Source organism: Glutamicibacter uratoxydans (genome assembly GCF_006539925.1).
Taxonomy (GTDB): Bacteria; Actinomycetota; Actinomycetes; order Actinomycetales; family Micrococcaceae; genus Glutamicibacter; species Glutamicibacter uratoxydans.
In genome coordinates this window covers 1-693 of the sequence record NZ_BJNY01000049.1, presented here as the reverse complement: position 1 = coordinate 693, position 693 = coordinate 1, and the positions used below count along the sequence as shown (strand labels likewise).

Genomic DNA, 693 nt, shown 5'->3' with positions numbered 1-693 from the left:
TTATCGTCGTTGCGACGGAAACCGCCACGATCATCATTACGATCGCCGCGGAAACCACCACGGTTATCATCACGACGCTTGAAGTCACCACGGTTGTCATCGTTGCGACGGAAACCGCCACGATCATCATTACGATCGCCGCGGAAACCACCGCGGTTGTCGTCACGGCGCTTGAAGTCACCACGGTTTTCGTCGTTGCGGCGGAAGCCATCTCGGGAGTTGTTGCGTTCCCCGCGGAAGCCACCACGATCATCATTACGATCGCCGCGGAAACCACCGCGGTTATCATCACGACGCTTGAAATCGCCACGGTTGTCATCGCGACGCTTAAAACCATCGCGGGAATTGTTGCGGTTTGAATCTGAGCCCCGGAAGCCGCCTTGCCCATTGTCGGAACTACGGCGGAAATCGTTAGACATTTACTGTCCCCTTCAGCGGATATCTCAATACCGCAACCTTCGTGCCTGAAATCAGTGCACTTCCCTATTAACTAATAAACATGCTCAAACGGCATGAACAACTTCTATCAAGTTTACGGGAGTAACTGACGTACCTCTAGGGAAACAGAACTAATGTGGGCAGACACTCAATTCAAGACAACCTGGTAGCCGCCACTATAAAGACCCAGTCCTTCAACAAAGCCCCCCATTCAACGGGGGCACCCGGGCAGTGCCGCCGGTTAAACGAAAAAAA

General features: G+C 53.1%; 1 protein-coding gene. It reads left to right on the top strand.

Annotation, left to right across the window (positions count from 1 at the left end; genetic code table 11):
* A partial coding sequence (locus AUR04nite_RS18015; RefSeq protein WP_170184274.1) for a hypothetical protein occupies window positions 1-359 on the top strand: 359 nt, incomplete at its 5' end.
* Window positions 360-693: the final 334 nt, after the last annotated feature.